This window comes from Oleiphilus sp. HI0080 (assembly GCF_001635135.1).
The window spans coordinates 1-999 of sequence record NZ_LWFU01001204.1 but is presented as its reverse complement, the minus strand read 5'-3'; the positions used below and the strand labels follow the sequence as shown (position 1 = coordinate 999).

1 protein-coding gene is annotated in these 999 nt (G+C 47.7%); it reads right to left on the bottom strand.

The window, feature by feature from the left end:
* Window positions 1–89: 89 nt before the first annotated feature.
* Window positions 90–999, bottom strand: a 910-nt coding sequence (locus A3751_RS21150; protein ID WP_068458796.1) for an aminoacetone oxidase family FAD-binding enzyme, incomplete at its 5' end; no start/stop codon positions are given.

The window sequence follows — 999 nt, the reverse complement described above, 5'->3', positions numbered from 1 at the left end:
GTTACTCTCGTGGGTGTCACTTCTTTATATTAAGTTGTAGGTCTCTTTATAAGTCTCTTTATAAGTTTCTGTTATCAACACAACTCTGTTTAGTTGGCCGAGATATCTTCGCTGATGGCATTGGCGGATGCCCAAGCCCACTGAAAATTGAACCCACCCAAGTGGCCAGTTACATCCAGCACCTCGCCAATAAAGTACAGCCCGGGATGGAGTTTGCTTTCCATGTTCTTAGATGAAATCTGATCGGTATCTACCCCGCCAAGCGTCACTTCGGCGGTTCGGTAGCCTTCGGTTCCCGATGGCTTTAACGACCAGCTATGCAGGGTGTCGGCAAGCTGCTTGAGAAGTTTGTCGCTATGCTCGCTGATTGGCTTTTCTTTGTGTTCATCCCAATAGAGCGCTTCAAGCTCTAACACGAGAGACTTTGCTAGGTGCTTGCTGAGTATGGAGCGAAGTTTGCTTTTGCCCGAATTCTGCTTGGCATCAAGCAAGATCTGCTCGATGTTCTTAGTAGGGAATAGATCGAGCTCGATGGTTTCACCAAGATGCCAGTAGTTCGATAGCTGCAATGCGGCAGGGCCTGAGATGCCCCTGTGCGTAAACAGTATGTTCTCAATAAAGCTGCTGCGATCGTTAAATGCTTTTGATTCATGGGCAAGGCCAGACAAGCGTTCGGTCATTATTTTGGTTTTATCGCTAAAAGTGAACGGTACTAAACCGGCGCGTGTTGGCAGCACCTTATGCCCGAACTGTTCGGCTAGTTGGTAGCCAAACCCGCTGGCACCCATGGTTGGAATCGATAATCCGCCGCTCGCGACAACCAGTTTTTGTGTTGAGAAATGTCCAAGGTTTGTCTTTAGGTGGTACGTTTCGCCTTCTTTTTTAACGCTTTCTATCTCGCATTTGGTGCGTATATCCACTTTGTGGGGCGGGCATTCTTCAATAAGCATCTTTAGGATGTCTTTGGCGCTGTTGTCGCAAAACAGTTCGCCATGCTTT